Source organism: Jannaschia faecimaris (genome assembly GCF_900107415.1).
In the GTDB taxonomy this organism is placed as follows: Bacteria; Pseudomonadota; Alphaproteobacteria; order Rhodobacterales; family Rhodobacteraceae; genus Jannaschia; species Jannaschia faecimaris.
Genome location: NZ_FNPX01000003.1, coordinates 134,067 through 148,036, shown reverse-complemented (window position 1 = coordinate 148,036; position 13,970 = coordinate 134,067). Strand labels below are relative to the sequence as shown.

The 13,970-nt window shown below is 64.1% G+C and carries 19 protein-coding genes; 6 read left to right on the top strand and 13 right to left on the bottom strand.

Annotation, left to right across the window (positions count from 1 at the left end; genetic code table 11):
- Positions 1-10: 10 nt before the first annotated feature.
- Positions 11-292: a DUF1330 domain-containing protein gene (locus tag BLV27_RS05165; RefSeq protein ID WP_170831355.1), complete on the top strand. Its 282-nt coding sequence runs from the start codon at positions 11-13 to the stop codon at positions 290-292.
- 323 nt (positions 293-615) lie between these two features.
- On the opposite strand, the gene rplT is transcribed toward BLV27_RS05165, so the two are convergent.
- Together rplT and rpmI are read right to left on the bottom strand one after the other, a co-directional pair.
- Positions 616-975, bottom strand: coding sequence for a 50S ribosomal protein L20 (gene rplT, locus BLV27_RS05160; protein ID WP_092643447.1), 360 nt, complete (start codon positions 973-975; stop codon positions 616-618).
- Between the two features lie 12 nt (positions 976-987).
- Complete coding sequence (rpmI, locus tag BLV27_RS05155) at positions 988-1,188, bottom strand: 50S ribosomal protein L35 (RefSeq protein WP_092643444.1); 201 nt, start codon at positions 1,186-1,188, stop codon at positions 988-990.
- A 214-nt stretch (positions 1,189-1,402) separates the two neighbouring features.
- Here rpmI and BLV27_RS05150 point away from each other — a divergent pair, with 214 nt between their 5' ends.
- Positions 1,403-1,999 carry a peptide-methionine (R)-S-oxide reductase gene (locus BLV27_RS05150; protein WP_092643849.1) on the top strand — a complete coding sequence of 199 codons (597 nt, stop codon included), beginning with the start codon at positions 1,403-1,405 and terminating at the stop codon, positions 1,997-1,999.
- Positions 2,000-2,015: 16 nt separating this feature from the next.
- Here the strand turns inward: BLV27_RS05150 and BLV27_RS05145 are convergent, their stop codons facing one another.
- Together BLV27_RS05145 and pyk are read right to left on the bottom strand one after the other, a co-directional pair.
- Positions 2,016-2,276, bottom strand: coding sequence for a hypothetical protein (locus BLV27_RS05145; RefSeq protein WP_092643441.1), 261 nt, complete (start codon positions 2,274-2,276; stop codon positions 2,016-2,018).
- Between the two features lie 53 nt (positions 2,277-2,329).
- Complete coding sequence (gene pyk / locus BLV27_RS05140) at positions 2,330-3,775, bottom strand: pyruvate kinase (RefSeq protein ID WP_092643439.1); 1,446 nt, start codon at positions 3,773-3,775, stop codon at positions 2,330-2,332.
- A 204-nt stretch (positions 3,776-3,979) separates the two neighbouring features.
- On the opposite strand from pyk, the gene BLV27_RS05135 reads away from it, so the two are divergent.
- The 3 genes from BLV27_RS05135 to BLV27_RS05125 all read left to right on the top strand — a co-directional run bounded on the left by BLV27_RS05135 (position 3,980) and on the right by BLV27_RS05125 (position 4,941).
- Positions 3,980-4,291 (top strand): DUF1244 domain-containing protein, encoded by a 312-nt coding sequence (locus tag BLV27_RS05135; RefSeq protein ID WP_092643436.1) that lies wholly within the window; start codon positions 3,980-3,982, stop codon positions 4,289-4,291.
- A gap of 82 nt (positions 4,292-4,373) precedes the next feature.
- Positions 4,374-4,688 carry a hypothetical protein gene (locus BLV27_RS05130; protein WP_092643432.1) on the top strand — a complete coding sequence of 105 codons (315 nt, stop codon included), beginning with the start codon at positions 4,374-4,376 and terminating at the stop codon, positions 4,686-4,688.
- A 1-nt stretch (position 4,689) separates the two neighbouring features.
- A complete protein-coding gene (locus BLV27_RS05125; protein WP_092643428.1) occupies positions 4,690-4,941 on the top strand; it encodes a hypothetical protein in 252 nt (83 codons plus the stop codon).
- A gap of 89 nt (positions 4,942-5,030) precedes the next feature.
- Here the strand turns inward: BLV27_RS05125 and BLV27_RS05120 are convergent, their stop codons facing one another.
- A complete protein-coding gene (locus BLV27_RS05120; RefSeq protein ID WP_092643425.1) occupies positions 5,031-5,885 on the bottom strand; it encodes a D-amino-acid transaminase in 855 nt (284 codons plus the stop codon).
- A gap of 62 nt (positions 5,886-5,947) precedes the next feature.
- Here BLV27_RS05120 and BLV27_RS05115 point away from each other — a divergent pair, with 62 nt between their 5' ends.
- The gene (locus BLV27_RS05115) at positions 5,948-6,739 is read left to right on the top strand and encodes a M15 family metallopeptidase (RefSeq protein WP_092643422.1); all 792 of its coding nucleotides are present in this window, start codon (positions 5,948-5,950) and stop codon (positions 6,737-6,739) included.
- Between the two features lie 4 nt (positions 6,740-6,743).
- Here the strand turns inward: BLV27_RS05115 and BLV27_RS05110 are convergent, their stop codons facing one another.
- From BLV27_RS05110 to BLV27_RS05075, 8 genes are all read right to left on the bottom strand, one after another.
- Positions 6,744-7,118 carry a hypothetical protein gene (locus BLV27_RS05110; protein ID WP_139176554.1) on the bottom strand — a complete coding sequence of 125 codons (375 nt, stop codon included), beginning with the start codon at positions 7,116-7,118 and terminating at the stop codon, positions 6,744-6,746.
- A gap of 130 nt (positions 7,119-7,248) precedes the next feature.
- Positions 7,249-8,016, bottom strand: a complete 768-nt coding sequence (gene cobM, locus BLV27_RS05105; RefSeq protein ID WP_092643416.1) for a precorrin-4 C(11)-methyltransferase — start codon at positions 8,014-8,016, stop codon at positions 7,249-7,251.
- Positions 8,013-9,815, bottom strand: coding sequence for a precorrin-3B C(17)-methyltransferase (gene cobJ, locus BLV27_RS05100; protein WP_092643414.1), 1,803 nt, complete (start codon positions 9,813-9,815; stop codon positions 8,013-8,015). The genes cobM and cobJ overlap by 4 nt, the downstream gene beginning before the upstream one ends.
- On the bottom strand, positions 9,806-10,501 hold the full coding sequence (cobI, locus tag BLV27_RS05095; RefSeq protein WP_092643411.1) for a precorrin-2 C(20)-methyltransferase: 696 nt from the start codon (positions 10,499-10,501) through the stop codon (positions 9,806-9,808). The genes cobJ and cobI overlap by 10 nt, the downstream gene beginning before the upstream one ends.
- A complete protein-coding gene (gene cbiE, locus BLV27_RS05090; RefSeq protein WP_092643408.1) occupies positions 10,498-11,703 on the bottom strand; it encodes a precorrin-6y C5,15-methyltransferase (decarboxylating) subunit CbiE in 1,206 nt (401 codons plus the stop codon). The genes cobI and cbiE overlap by 4 nt, the downstream gene beginning before the upstream one ends.
- 87 nt (positions 11,704-11,790) lie before the next feature.
- Entirely contained in the window at positions 11,791-12,420 is a 630-nt protein-coding gene (locus tag BLV27_RS05085; RefSeq protein WP_092643405.1) for a precorrin-8X methylmutase, read from the bottom strand.
- Complete coding sequence (locus BLV27_RS05080; RefSeq protein ID WP_092643402.1) at positions 12,417-13,622, bottom strand: sirohydrochlorin chelatase; 1,206 nt, start codon at positions 13,620-13,622, stop codon at positions 12,417-12,419. The genes BLV27_RS05085 and BLV27_RS05080 overlap by 4 nt, the downstream gene beginning before the upstream one ends.
- A complete protein-coding gene (locus BLV27_RS05075) occupies positions 13,619-13,828 on the bottom strand; it encodes a DUF6732 family protein (RefSeq protein ID WP_092643398.1) in 210 nt (69 codons plus the stop codon). The genes BLV27_RS05080 and BLV27_RS05075 overlap by 4 nt, the downstream gene beginning before the upstream one ends.
- Between the last annotated feature and the right edge of the window lie 142 nt (positions 13,829-13,970).

Sequence of the window (13,970 nt, the reverse complement as noted above, 5' to 3'; positions counted from 1 at the left end):
GACCGCGCTGATGATTTCCACCATTACCGTAACCGATCCGCTGAAGTTTCAGGACTACATGCGAAGAACACAGGAGGTGGCGCGCCCCTTCGGGGCCGAAATGATGTATCGCGGCAAGCACAGCGCCACACTGGCCGGCGGCCCATCGCATGGCGAGATGGTCGTCGTGGTCAGTTTTCCTGACCTCGAAACGCTCAAGAGGTGGAATGCATCTCCCGAATATCAGGAGCTTGTCGCGTTGCGCGATTCCAGCTCGGTTCAGACCATGACCGCCTACGGGCCGATGGACTGAGCGCAGTTCAGCCCTCCGCCTGCCCAGAAACGCAAGCCGGGAACACATCCACCACCCGCAGGCACGCCAAGACACTTCCTGCAATCAGGCTCGACATCGCATGGATTCTTGGCGGCGCAAGAGCACTGGTCTGCGCCATGGCCTCACTCGTGGATGCAATGCGGGTTTCGGTTCAGCAGCTCTACTGATCGACACCGTGCCCGGCGGCGACACCGTCTCGTTCGTCCATCAGTTTCGATGTCCCGAAGTGGTTGCGGTCGCTGAATGAAACGAGAAAGGGCCGCCCCAGAGGACGGCCCTTCTTCAGATCGCCAAGCGGTCGCTTACGCGGCGGCCTTAGCCTGATCTACGATCGCGGCAAAGGCCTCGGGTTCGTGAACGGCCAGATCGGCCAGAACCTTGCGGTCAACTTCGATGCCTGCGTTCGATAGCGCGTTGACGAAACGCGAATACGTCATCTCGGCGTCGTGGGCACGCACGGCGGCATTGATCCGCTGAATCCAGAGAGCGCGGAAGCTGCGCTTGCGGTTCTTACGGTCGCGCGTGGCGTACTGGTTCGCCTTGTCGACGGCCTGAGTGGCGGTTTTGAAGGTTGTGGAGCGACGGCCATAATAGCCCTTCGCAGCAGTCAGAACCTTCTTGTGGCGGGCGTGGGTGACCTTACCGGAGGTTACGCGGCTCATGGTGTGTCCTCCTTATCGATCGTAGGGCATGAAGCCCTTGATGATCTTGGCGTCCGGTGCGGACAAAGTGGTCGTGCCGCGCGCGGTACGGATGAATTTGGTGCTGCGTTTGATCATGCCATGGCGCTTGCCCGCCTGACCGGCGATGACCTTGCCACCTGCCGTGATCTTGAAGCGCTTCTTGGCGCTCGATTTTGTCTTCATCTTGGGCATTTCGGTCTCCTTCTTCAACGCACGACTCGGCATCCCAATCGCCGGACGTGCGGGTATTCGAGCGCGGCACATATCGGGGATGGATTGGCTTTGCAACCACCCATGAGCACCTTGGCCAGCCGCCTGCGCGGGCGGCATCACGCACTCGTTCATATCTCGCGAGGGGTTCAGCCGCTAGGATCGGTCTGCCTCCACGGATAGAAGGATGTTTGATATGTCCAAGGTAACCAGACGAGCGATCCTCACGACCCTGCCCGGTGTGCTTGGCGCGACCGCTGTCGCCCCCCAAGCTTTCGCCGCAACCAACGGCGTAGACGCCTTCACCTTTGAGGTCACGCGGACCGAAGCGGAATGGCGCGCGATGTTGACCGATGATGAGTACCTCGTCCTGCGCGACGGCGCGACGGAAGCGCCGCGCTCCGATCCCAAATGGGACAGCTCCGAGGCCGGAATCTATCGCTGCAAAGGGTGCGACCTTCCAACTTTCGATGCGCGCCACAAGGTCGTGCTGGACAAGGGATGGCTGTTCTTCAGGCTGGCCGAAACGGATTCGGTTCTGACGTCAATCGACCGGGCAGTCTACGACCAGTTCGCAGCGCGCAGCGGCGACGCATCTCCGATGATGGGTCCGGATTTGCCCGAGGAACAGGCATTCTCCGCAGAGGAACAAGAACTGCTCGATAGCTTGCTGGCGATTGAGGTGCATTGCCGTCGCTGCGCATCCCATTTGGGCCACCATTTGTTGGTTGATCGCAAGATGCTCTACTGCATCAACGGCATCAGCCTGAACTTCGCGCCTGAAGCGGCCTGAGCGCCCCCACGTCCGCTTAGCGCAATACGCGCGCGACTAGTTCGATGAAGGCCTCGGGGAGGGCTATCCAGCCGAAACTCTCCCGGTCAGTCTCCCATACCCAGAAGAACAGCGCCGCGCCAATCAGCGCGGCGAGCAAGGAGACATGGGACAGTTGCTTTTCGACCCAGCCCGTCATCAGGCCCATCAGTCCGAGCGCGGCAACAACCGTCGCAATCGCAAGAAGTAGGTCCGGATCGGACGGCACCGGCAGATCGAGGTCGGGGACGGCGGGCAACGACGCCCACCATTCCCCGATCTAATCGAGGACGCCGCCGACCTCCTCCAAGTTCAGTCACCCTCACCACCGAAGATCAGACGCTCGTCGCAGGGCGCGATGCGCAGGATGTTGGTCGAGCCGGGCATGTTGAACGGGATGCCCGCCATGACGACGACCTGATCGTCCAGATCCACGAAGCCGGACGCCTTGGCGGCGCGTACAGCCGAGACGACGGCGAACTTGAAGCGCTCGACAGTCTGGGTCTCAACGCAATGTGTACCCCAGGACAGGACCATGCGCCGCGCCGTCTCTGTTATGGGTGTCAACGCGATGATCGGCACGCGAGGCCGTTCGCGCGATACCTTCAGCGCGGTGGAACCCGAGTGCGAGAAGCAGCAGATCGCCTTGATGTCCGTTGTATCTGCAATCTCGCGCGCGGCGGCGACAATGGCGTCGGCAGTCGACGACAACTTGGCCGAGCGGCTGGCCTCAATGATCTCGCGGTAGGTGCCGTCGGATTCGACCTCGATCGCGACGTTGTTCATCGTCTGGACCGCTTCGATCGGGTAGCTGCCCGCGGCGGATTCGGCCGAGAGCATGATCGCATCGGTCCCCTCGTAGATCGCAGTCGCCACGTCCGAAACTTCGGCGCGGGTCGGCATCGGGCTGTCGATCATCGATTCCAGCATCTGTGTTGCGACGATCACAGGCTTGGCGGCGGCCCGGCAATTGCGAATCAAACGCTTCTGGATCGGCGGCACGGCCTGAACGGGGCATTCGACGCCCAGATCACCTCGGGCCACCATGATTCCATCCGACACCTCAAGGATGCTGTCGAAGGCATCAACAGCGGCGGGCTTCTCGATCTTGGAAAGGATCGCCGCGCGCCCCCTGGCCAGGTCCCGCGCCTCGTGCACGTCGGCGGCGCGCTGAACGAAAGAAAGAGCGAGCCAGTCGACGCCCAACTCACAGACGAACTCAAGGTCCTTGCGGTCCTTTTCCGACAGCGCCGCCAACGGCAGCACGACGTCGGGCACGTTCACACCCTTTCGGTTGGAAATGGTGCCGCCTGTAATCACGGTGCAATCGGCATAGTCCTTGCCGCACTTGTCGACCTTCAGACGCAGCTTGCCGTCGTTCACCAAAAGTGTGCCGCCCGGTTCCAGCGCGTCGAAGATTTCCTTGTGAGGCAGTTGCACGCGAGTCGCGTCGCCCTTCGCGTCATCGAGGTCAAAGCGGAACTTCTGCCCCTCCTCGATCTCGGCCGAGTCGCCCTCGAAGGTGCCGCAGCGCAACTTGGGCCCCTGAAGATCGGCCAGAATGCAGATCGGACGCCCGGTGTCGCGCTCGATGTCGCGGATGATGTTGTGGCGGGACCGGATATCATCGTGGTCTCCGTGGCTCATGTTGAGCCGGAACACGTCGGCACCCGCTTCGAACAGCGCCCGAATCGTATCGTAGTCGCTGGAGGCCGGCCCGAGGGTGGCGACGATCTTGACGTTGCGATGGCGTCTCATGGCGGCGCTTTCCTTAGGATCGAGATGTTAGCGCTCACACCTCTGCATCGCCCTTCGGAGATGTGCAACAGTGCGGACGATTTTGCGCACCCTAGTGGCCAGATGACACGGAACCAAGTCCCGCGACGACTTGATTGGGCATGAAAAGGAGCACATGTCCAATTCGACAGCAATCTGCCGCAAATCGACAGCCCAGAGGATTCCATGGACAATGCCACCCGCACCGAATTAGAGGCCGCCGCCTTCCGCCGCCTGCGCAAGCACCTGCTGGAAGATCGTCCCGACGCCCAGAATATCGATTTGATGAACCTTGCCGGGTTCTGCCGCAACTGCCTGTCGAGGTGGTACGGCGAAGCTGCGGCTGAGCACGGTATCGAGATGTCCAAGGAAGAAGCGCGCGAAATCTTCTACGGCATGCCCTTCACCGAATGGAAGGCGCAGCACCAGACCGAGGCGTCGCCCGACCAGCAGGCTGCATTCAGAACCAGTTTCGCCGAGAACGTCGGCAAGCCATGACCCGCGCGACGCCGATTACGCAGGGATCATTTTGCGCCCCGCGCCCTGCGTAGCTAGACTGCCGACCAAAGGAGCTTTTCACATGATCCGTCTTTCACTCGCCTTCGCCATCACGGTCGCCGCACCGTTCGCCACCCCGGTCCACGCGCAGGGTGTCTTTGTCCCACCACCGCCCGGTATTGTTGGGGACCGACCTGAACTGACCGGCAAGCATGGGCGGGTCGCCCGCGAGATGCGGCACTACGGCTTCGACGTCGATGCGACGCGCCTTTCGAACCAGCAGATTTCGCTGATCGATTCGGCACTCCACGACGGCAGATCGGTTGGCGACACGCAGGCGCGCATCCGGGCCGTTTTACGCGGGGGCTTCTTGCAGCGCATCATCGACAAGAACTGACATGCGGGCGCTGCTCCTCATCGTGGCACTCGGCCTCGCGACCCCGATAATGGCGGCACCCAACGCGCAGTTGGTCGCCTCGGTTCAACAGCGGCTGGACCTGCTCGGGTTCGCGGGCGTCGATGCCAGCACGCTCACCACCCGTCAGATCGCGGCCCTGCACATGCACCTGCAAGGCTCGGCGCTGTCGGTCGGCGGGTTCAACCGCATGAACACCCTGGCACAGATCAAGGTAATCCTCGGCTGGGACTGAAGGAACGGCTTTCGACCCCGGCGGAAAGCCGATCGCAACGATTGTGCCAGTTTAGGGCGGACCAGACCGGGCGATGCCAGACCTTGGGGTCAGACAGCCGCCTTGCGCATCTCTTCAAGATAAATTTCCCGCAAGCGGCCCACGATCTTGCCCGGCTTGCCGGTGCCGACGGTCTCTCCGTCGATGGACACGACCGGCATCACGAAGCTGCTGGCCGACGTGATGAAAGCCTCGTCCGCCTGCAATGCTTCCTCAAGGGTAAAGGCCCGTTCCTCGACCTTCATCTGGGCCTCCCGCGCGAGGGCCAGCACGGCCTTGCGGGTAATCCCGTGCAGGATTTCCTCGCCCAGGTGACGAGTGACGATCACGCCGTCCTTGACGATGTAGGCATTGTTCGAGGTGCCCTCGGTGACGGCCCCGTCCTCGACCATCCAGGCGTCGTCGGCACCTTGTGCCTTGGCCGCCATCTTGCCCATGCTGGGATAGAGCAGCTGGACCGTCTTGATGTCCCGACGGCCCCAGCGACGGTCGGGGACCGTAACAATCTTCATGCCCGTTTTGGCCATCGGGTTTGCCGCCAGCCCAGGCTTGGCTTGAGTGAACAGGACGATCGTCGGCGGCGTGTCCTCCGCCGGGTACAGGAAGTCCCGATCTGCGGCACCGCGCGTCACTTGGAGATAGATGAGCCCCTCGCTCAGGTCGTTGCGCACGACCAGTTCGCGGTGAATGCCAAGCAGATCGTCCATGTCGATCGCGGCCTTCATATCCAGCTCGTCCATGGATCGCTGAAGGCGCTTGGCGTGGCCCGCGAAGTCGATCAGCTTGCCGTCCAGCACGCTGGTCACCTCGTAGACGCCGTCGGCAAACAGGAAGCCGCGGTCGAAGACCGACACCTTGGCCTGATCCTCGGGCAGATATTCACCGTTCACATAGACTGTCCGCATCGTATCCTCCTTGGGCACACACCCTCTTGCGAAGTGCGGCGCGCGCGGTCAAGCCTGCTTCCATGTTGACCCTGATCCAAGGCCCGCTGGCCGAACTGCGCAATCGGCCCCTTGGTCCGCAGGTGGCACAAGCCGCAGCCCTGCGCCCCGGATACCGCGATCACGCCATCGATCTGTCCGATCCTCGCATCGACGACCCGATGGAAGAGGTGCGCGATCACGGGATCAAGGGTGCCAACGCCTACCACACGCCAACCGCCCCCTATCACCAGCCGATCAAGGGCAGCACGCCCGACCTGCTGTTGCGCCGGCCGCTGATCGACCGACTGATCGGTGTGAACGAAAGGCTGGCCGAGTATGGTCTGGAGCTTTGGGTGTTCGACGGCTGGCGGCCGATCGCGGTACAAAACTACTTCCACGACCATTGGATGCCCGACCGCCTGCGCGCGCTGCGCCCCGATTGGGACTCCGCCCGCATCGCATCCGAAACCGAACGATACTGGGCACGCGGGGCAGATGGTGCCATCGACCCGCTGTCACCGCCACCTCACGCGACGGGTTCGGCGGTGGACCTGACGATCCGTCAAATCGACGGGCCGGAGCTGTTCATGGGGACGATTTTTGACGATGTTTCGGAGGCATCGAATACCGACGCATTGGAAACGGACCCGGCGGACCTGGCCTTTTCGCATCGGGAAGCGCGCGCCAATCGACGTCTGCTCTACTGGCTTATGGTGGAGGCCGGTTTCGCCAACAACCCGACCGAATGGTGGCACTTCTCCAAGGGCGATCAGATGTGGGCGCGCATTTCCGGCGAAGCCGCGGCCTATTACTCGACCGCGCCCCTTCCCTGAGCCCTCAGGTCCGCCCCAGGTACCCCGCAGGCGCATCGACCTTCCGCTCGTAATCAACCGGGGCCTGCGTTCGCGGTGCAGTCGCACGCTTGAAGTCATAGCGCATCGTCTCGCCCGAAGGTTCTCCGGCGACGATCAGCACTGTACGAATCATCCGCGGACCCTCGTGAATATCAACCAGACCACGAAGGTTGGGCGCACCGTCAAAGGCACTGAGCAGCACTTCAAACCCTGCCTCGTCGAAGGTGATGATCGGATACCAGGTGTCGCCCATCTGGACACGCAGTCGACCACCCGTGGCCTTGCGATCCCGTTCGCGGGCAAGGGCAAGCCCGTCGCGAACGTCCTTGGGCAGATGGTAGAGATCGGACTCTGACATAACGGCCTTCCACAAATTCGAGATGCGCTGCTCCTGCAGCAGGCGAACGCTTTGAAAAGCGTGACACGCAAACATGAAGAGTCAATGAAGCCTTTCGAAACTAATCGTGACACTTCGGATGAGTGCGGCCTCAGGCCCGCACCCGCGGCCGCAGAACATGGGGCGTTGCAGGGTCGTAGAGCGCCGACTCCTTGAAATCAGCAATGTCCCCAAGGACGGGCCCGACCAGGATAAGCGCGGTCCGGGTAATCTTCTCGGCACGGACCTTCGCATGGATGTCCGACAGGGTGCCGCGCAGGAACGTCTGATCCGGCCATCCGACGCGGTACGCGACGACCACCGGGCAATCGGCCCCGTAGTGCGGCGTCAGGACGCGCTCGATCTCTCGCAGATTGCGGATGCCCAGATGGATCGCAAGCGTCGCACCGGTGCGACCGAAGTTTTCCAACGTCTCCCGTTCGGGCATCGACGTCGATTTCATACTGACCCGCGTCAGGATGATCGACTGCGCGACTTCCGGCACCGTCAGTTCCTGTCCCAAGGCAGCTGCTGCCGCGGCATAGGCGGGAACGCCAGGCGTGATTTCATAGGGGATGCCATCGGCCCTGAGCCGCCGAATCTGCTCCGCAATCGCCCCATAAAGCGATGGATCACCCGAATGCACCCGTGCCACATCCTCGCCTCGCCCGTGCGCGGCCACGATCTCGGCATGGGTTTCGTCCAATGTCATCGGTGCCGTATCCAGCACCCGCGCGCCTTCGGGGGCTTGGGCCACCACCGCCTCGGGCACCAGCGATCCAGCATAAAGGCAGACCGGGCAGGTCCGGATCAGACGTTGCGCCTTGAGGGTCAGAAGCTCCGGGTCGCCCGGCCCCGCCCCGATGAAATGTACCGTCATGCCGTCTCTCCCGGGGCAAGATCGCCGCCCGTCATCTTGCGCGCATAGCCGCGCGGCGTGAACATCCGCGCGCCGTCGCCCGTCTTCACCAGCTTCGAATGACTCGACCCGATCAGAACCACGGTAAGCATATCCACCTCATCGACCTGCAGGTCGGCCAAGCGACGATACCGGACGTTCTCTTCCGGTCTCCCCAGCGAAGTCGCCAACAGGACCGGCGTGTCGTCCGGACGATGTGCCAGAAGGATATCGCGCGCCTCGGCAAGCAGAGTGCGACGGCGCTTGGACACGGGATTGTAAAAGGCGATCACGAAATCGCCCTGCGCCGCGGCGTTCAGACGCTTCACGATGTCTTCGCGCGGGGTCAGCAGATCGGATAGTGAAATCGCGCAGAAATCATGCCCCAAGGGGGCACCCGCCCGTGCCGCAGCAGCCTGAAGCGCGCTGACACCCGGCGTGCAGACCACCTCCACCCGCCGTGCGGCATCGGTGACTGCTGACGGGTCCGCCGCGTCGCGTGCCATGAGTTCGAACACCAACGCGCCCATGGCATAGATACCCGCGTCGCCCGAACAGATCAGCGCGACATTGCGCCCCGCGCCCGCCCGTTCCAGCGCATGACGGCAGCGCGCCTCCTCTCCTCCCAGCGGATAGTCAGAGCGCGGCTTGCCCGCCGCCAGCGGCCCCAGCAGATCGATATAAAGGCCGTAACCCACCAGCTCTTCCGCCTCCTGCACCAGCCGGCTGGCCTCCGGGGTACGCCACGTTGCCTGCCCCGGTCCGATCGACACGATCGACAGGCGTCCGCGCGCACGGCCCTTGTGGTCGGTAATCGGATCGGCGGCGCGCGCCAATGCCGCTGTGGTGTTCGCGGTCTTGCGCTTGGGGACGACGATCGCGCCCCCCGATGCGCGCAGGGCAGACGCCTCCGACACCGACCGCGTGCCCACTTCGGACAGCACCACGTCCGAGGGGTTGGGCACTTCGATTCCGGCCAACTCTTCGGCGGTGAAGGCGCGCAGGGGCACGCCGAGACGCGCGGCCAAGGCGTTCATAGCAGGCTCGTCCAGTTTCAGATCCAGCGTGTTCACCGACGCCACCGCCCCCGGTGCCGCACCGGCATCGGTCAGGACGGCTTGGACGTTTTCCCAAAGCTCCCCCGCATCCGCGTCCCGCGCGCAGCCGACGCCCAGCGTGAAGCGCTGCGGATGATAGACTAACTTTGCAGGCCCTCCCGTCGCGGGATGTTCGGTAACGGAAATCTCGACCGCATCCCCTTGGGGCAGGTCGAACAATACCTCGCCCGTGTGATGCGCGCCGCCACCGGACAGAAGCGCCGCCATCACGCCCTTCGCATCCTCGGGGTTGGCGAGGCGATAGCCCACCGGCGGCTCGTCCAGCGCAACACCCAGCGCCACGTCCCCCGCCGTTGTCACCGTAGCCGTTCCGCCAAGTGTCAGCGCAACTTGCCGTGCCAACCGGTTTGCGCCCCGGTGCCCCCCCAACAGCGGTACGACGACAGCGCCATCGTCGGAAACCGAGATCACCGGAGGCTCCGTCGTCTTGTCGGACAAGATCGGGGCCACGGCCCGGATCAGGATACCGCTGGCGCAGACCCCGATCACCGCGTGTCCGGCGGCGAACAGGTCCCGTGCGTGGTCCAAGGCATTCGGAAAGGTCACCTCGGCCTGCGTGCGTCCCACGCGGCCATGCAGCGGGCAGCCGAGGGCCGCCGCCACTTTGCGCGCGGTGGCCTCTCCAGCGGCGTTCAGCGCCAGAACGATTGGGGTCAGAGCCATGGATCGGCTCCTTTCGTCACGAGGATCATTGAGAAATACGGTGCGTCGTCCGGGGCTTCGGAGAGCGGAAGAACCACCTCCGAGCCGAGGGTCGCGCGTTCGATGTAGGTACCGGTCAGCCCCTCGTCCGCCAAGAGCGTGCGCAGGCGTGCAAGGTGCCGCCCGACCTTCATCACCACAAGCGTGTCGGCGGCGCGCAGATGGTCGCGCAAAGCGACGTCTGGCAAAGGACCGGGCAGCACGGTCATCACTTCGTTGCGCGCGGTCAGCGGCATCGCAGCCACGGCGGCGCAAGCGGTGACGGAAGTGACACCGGGCACGACCTCGACCCTGAATCGGCTCTTCAGCCGCGCGAAAAGATACATAAAACTGCCATAGAAGAACGGATCGCCCTCGCAGAGACAGACGACGTCATGGCCTTGGACCAGCGCCTCCGCGATCTGTGCGGCCCCAACGTCATAGGCCGCCTGCGCCGGTGCGCGCTGGCGTGTCATCGGCACGTCCATACGGATTTCGCGGGCCGTGGCCGGGATCAGGTCCGCGGCGATCGAGCGCGCGAAACTGTCCCCCCCGGCAAGGGACGGATAGGCTATAATCGTCGCATTCTCGATTAGCCGCGCGGCGCGGCGGGTGATCAGGTCGGGGTCGCCGGGCCCAAGGCCGACGCCATAGAACGTGCCGCTCATCTTTTGACCAGCGACCACTGCGTCACGGTCATCGCGGGACGCCAGCCGTGGTAGCGGCCCACGGGTTCCGCGCGATCGACGGAGATGCGCGCAAGATCGCCCCCGTGCTTCCGGTGAAGCCCAATCAGGATCGCCTCCGACTCCAACGTGACCGCATTCGCCACCAGCCGCCCGAGCGGCTTCAAGGAAGCGTAGGCATGGTCGAACACGGTCTCGGATAGGCCGCCGCCGATGAACACGGCGTCAGGCGCGGGCAGGTCTTCAAGGGCTTCGGGCACTTCGCCGTCGCGCAGGTCCAGGCGCGGGGCACCCAATGCCAGCGCATTCTCGGCGGCCATGGCGCGGCGATCCGCGCGGGGTTCGATGCCGATCGCCCGGGCCGAGCGTGCAGCGCGGATCCATTCGATTGCGACCGATCCTGATCCGGTGCCGATGTCCCACAGCAAGGCCCCACGCATGGGCATCAGCTTGGCGAGCGTTACCGCGCGGACCTCGCGCTTGGTCATCGTGCCGTCCGACCGGAACAGCGCGTCATCAAGACCAGGAACCCTTGGCAGCAGCGCCGCATCGGGGGCAGCGATGCAATCGACGGCAAGGGTATTGAAGGCCGGAACCTCGTGCGTCCAGTCTTCCGCGGACGCGTCGAAACGGGCCTCGGCGGAGCCGCCCATGTTGGCGAGGACGGTCAGGCGGGACTTTCCAAAGCCCCGTTCAGTCAGGAATTTCGCAATCTGGGCAGGGGTTTGCGCGCCCGTTGTCAGGATCAGGAGCCTTGCATCGGGCTGGATGAAGGCGATCATCTGTTCGACGGGGCGTCCATGAACCGTCAGCGTCTCGATGTCGGCCATGGACCAACCCATGCGGGCGGCGGCCAGTTGAAAGGCCGAGAGTTGCGGGTGGTAGACGATCTGGCCCGGCGGGATGGCCCGGCCGATGCGCGCGCCCACGCTGAACCAAAGCGGATCGCCGGTCGCCAGCACCACAACACGCTGACCGCGCAGGGAAATCAACTGGTTGATCAGCGCATCGAAGGGACTGGGCCAAGCCAGTCGCTCGGCGGTAATCGCCTCGGACAACACGTGATGCCGGTCCCCGCCGATGATCACCTCGGCCGCCTCGACCACGGCGCGAGTGGCGGGGGACAGGCCAACAAGACCGTCTTCGCCGATGCCGACGATGTGGAGCCAAGGGGCGTCAGGCATGGAAGATATCGACGGGTGACGAACGGGTGACGAACGGGTGATCTGCGTCCGACGTGGAGTTTGAGTAATTTTGAAGCAGAGAAGTCGTCATTGCACCCCCCCACCCGCAAGGATGGCCAAGGCATTGACGGCCGCCGACGCCATTGCGCTGCCGCCCCTGCGGCCCCTCAGAGTCAGGAACGGGGTGCCGCGCGGGCGCTGGCCGAGTTCGGCCTTGCTCTCGGCGGCCCCGACGAAGCCCACCGGGAAGCCGAGGATCGCGGCGGGTTTCGGTGCACCTTCGTCCAGACGCTCCAGCAGGCGGAAAAGTGCTGTCGGTGCGTTGCCGATGGCGATGACCGCACCGTCGGTATCCCAGAGGTCGACCGCAGCGGCGGAGCGGGTGGTGGCCAAATCGCGCGCCATGTCGGGCGTGCGCGGGTCGTTCAGGGTGCAGCGGATCTCCGTGCCCGGCAGCAAGCGGCGGGTGATGCCCGAGGCGACCATCTCGCAGTCGGCATAGACCGGGGCACCCGCCTTGAGGGCCGCGATCCCCGAGGTGGCGACGTCTTCGGAGTAGTCGAGTCGGTCTGCGATCTCGATCATGCCGCAGGCGTGGATGACGCGGATCACGACTTCCGCAATGTCCGACGGGAATCGTGTCAGCGGCGCTTCGTTGCGGACGGTCGCGAAGGACGCGGCATAGATCGCCTGCGGATCTTTTTCGTAAGGCCTCATGTCCGGGCTTTCCGCGCCGATTCCGGGCCATGGGGGTGTTTGGCGTGGGGATAGACCGGGTGGTGATGGTCGTGATCGTGGTGGTGATCGTGGCCATGGGAATGGTGGTGATGATCCTGCGCCTGCAAGCGGCACAGACCGGTGCAGAAGGTGTCGCAAAGCGTACAGTCCACCACATTGGAGCCGGGGGCGGAGGCCCCCTGCCCCTCGACATGGTGATGATGGGATTCCTGAACGGCACCCACTTCGCCCTCGAAGCCCAAAACGGCCGTGCGGTACTTGCACAGAACGCAGGTCGGCGGCGGGGTGTCCGAAAACGCGGGGTGGGACGCACGCGCGGACGCGGGGATAGTGACGGGTTTGCCGCCTCCGGAGGCAAGAACCTGTGCGCGATAGGCGCAGGTCCCGCAGTTGGGCGGCGGATTGCTGCCCGTCTGTTCGATCACGCGTTCGGCGAAGGTTTCGAGGACCTTGGGGTGATCCCCCAGGTAGCCCGCCTTGACGAACTGCGTGCCCGGATGCGCCTGGGCCACGCGATCGGTGAAGCCATAGATCCGGTCGATCAGGATGCCGGAAAACAGGAAATACGGGAATATGACAATGCGTTTGTAGCCCAGCCTGGCCGCATGGGTCAGGCAGGGTTCAACCAGCGGGAAGGTCACGCCGGAGAAGCCGACCTCCAGCCAGCCGAAGCCCAGCCCTTCATGTAGCATACGCGCGATCTTGGCGACGTTGCCGTTTGCGTCGGGGTCGGAGGCACCGCGCCCGATGACCACCAGGCACGTATCGTGGCGGTCGACCGGGCCGTGATCGGTATCGGCCTGCGCCATCGCCGCCTCGATCCGCGCGCCGGCGGCGGCGATCATCTTGGGGTCGACGCCCAGCTCGCGCCCGTACTGGACCATGATGCCATGTTTCGCAGCATAGGTGTTCAGCACTGTCGGAATGTCGTTCTTGGCATGCATCGCTGCGAACAGCATGCCCGGCACGGCGAGGATGCGGTCGCAGCCTGCCTCCCTCAGACGGTCCAAACCGTCGCGGATCACCGGGTTCGCAAATTCAAGGTAGCCGTAATCGACCAGCCAGTCGTCAGGGAGGAATGCAGGCAGCTTTTCAGCCAATGTGGCGAATTCATCGACCGCAGATTGGGACCGGCTGCCGTGGCCGCAGATCATCACGCCCGTCCGGCGCGCGGTCGTCATGCGGTCTGCTCCTCTTCTTCGTCGGCGATATCCTCCTCCGGTTCCTCCCCCTTGCGCCCCCCCTTGAGCCAGCCCAGCACTGCGGCCCCGACGATCACGCCCAGCCCCACGCCCAGGGTCCAGTGGTCATGCCCACCCAGATCGGCAATGTGACCGGTATGCGCCTGCGCAGGCGCGGCAAGGAAGATCAGGGGCAGGAAGCGCATTGTCGGGCCTTTCACACGGTGAAGGCCCCCGGTTCGGGAATCCAGACGATGCCTTCGCGTGCCCCCTGTCTGGGTCGGCGCGATCAGGCCACCTGTCCGGCCCCGGCGGGGGCGTCGTCTTGGGCCAAGGCGTACCGGCGGC

What these genes read in the sequence shown, in the direction of transcription:
- BLV27_RS05165 (WP_170831355.1), top strand. Translation starts at nt 11, where the DNA reads ATGATTTCCACCATTACCGTAACCGATCCGCTGAAGTTTCAGGACTAC.
- rplT (WP_092643447.1), bottom strand. Translation starts at nt 975, where the DNA reads ATGAGCCGCGTAACCTCCGGTAAGGTCACCCACGCCCGCCACAAGAAG.
- rpmI (WP_092643444.1), bottom strand. Translation starts at nt 1,188, where the DNA reads ATGCCCAAGATGAAGACAAAATCGAGCGCCAAGAAGCGCTTCAAGATC.
- BLV27_RS05150 (WP_092643849.1), top strand. Translation starts at nt 1,403, where the DNA reads ATGTCCAAGGTAACCAGACGAGCGATCCTCACGACCCTGCCCGGTGTG.
- pyk (WP_092643439.1), bottom strand. Translation starts at nt 3,775, where the DNA reads ATGAGACGCCATCGCAACGTCAAGATCGTCGCCACCCTCGGGCCGGCC.
- BLV27_RS05135 (WP_092643436.1), top strand. Translation starts at nt 3,980, where the DNA reads ATGGACAATGCCACCCGCACCGAATTAGAGGCCGCCGCCTTCCGCCGC.
- BLV27_RS05130 (WP_092643432.1), top strand. Translation starts at nt 4,374, where the DNA reads ATGATCCGTCTTTCACTCGCCTTCGCCATCACGGTCGCCGCACCGTTC.
- BLV27_RS05125 (WP_092643428.1), top strand. Translation starts at nt 4,690, where the DNA reads ATGCGGGCGCTGCTCCTCATCGTGGCACTCGGCCTCGCGACCCCGATA.
- BLV27_RS05120 (WP_092643425.1), bottom strand. Translation starts at nt 5,885, where the DNA reads ATGCGGACAGTCTATGTGAACGGTGAATATCTGCCCGAGGATCAGGCC.
- BLV27_RS05115 (WP_092643422.1), top strand. Translation starts at nt 5,948, where the DNA reads ATGTTGACCCTGATCCAAGGCCCGCTGGCCGAACTGCGCAATCGGCCC.
- BLV27_RS05110 (WP_139176554.1), bottom strand. Translation starts at nt 7,118, where the DNA reads ATGTCAGAGTCCGATCTCTACCATCTGCCCAAGGACGTTCGCGACGGG.
- cobM (WP_092643416.1), bottom strand. Translation starts at nt 8,016, where the DNA reads ATGACGGTACATTTCATCGGGGCGGGGCCGGGCGACCCGGAGCTTCTG.
- cobJ (WP_092643414.1), bottom strand. Translation starts at nt 9,815, where the DNA reads ATGGCTCTGACCCCAATCGTTCTGGCGCTGAACGCCGCTGGAGAGGCC.
- cobI (WP_092643411.1), bottom strand. Translation starts at nt 10,501, where the DNA reads ATGAGCGGCACGTTCTATGGCGTCGGCCTTGGGCCCGGCGACCCCGAC.
- cbiE (WP_092643408.1), bottom strand. Translation starts at nt 11,703, where the DNA reads ATGCCTGACGCCCCTTGGCTCCACATCGTCGGCATCGGCGAAGACGGT.
- BLV27_RS05085 (WP_092643405.1), bottom strand. Translation starts at nt 12,420, where the DNA reads ATGAGGCCTTACGAAAAAGATCCGCAGGCGATCTATGCCGCGTCCTTC.
- BLV27_RS05080 (WP_092643402.1), bottom strand. Translation starts at nt 13,622, where the DNA reads ATGACGACCGCGCGCCGGACGGGCGTGATGATCTGCGGCCACGGCAGC.
- BLV27_RS05075 (WP_092643398.1), bottom strand. Translation starts at nt 13,828, where the DNA reads ATGCGCTTCCTGCCCCTGATCTTCCTTGCCGCGCCTGCGCAGGCGCAT.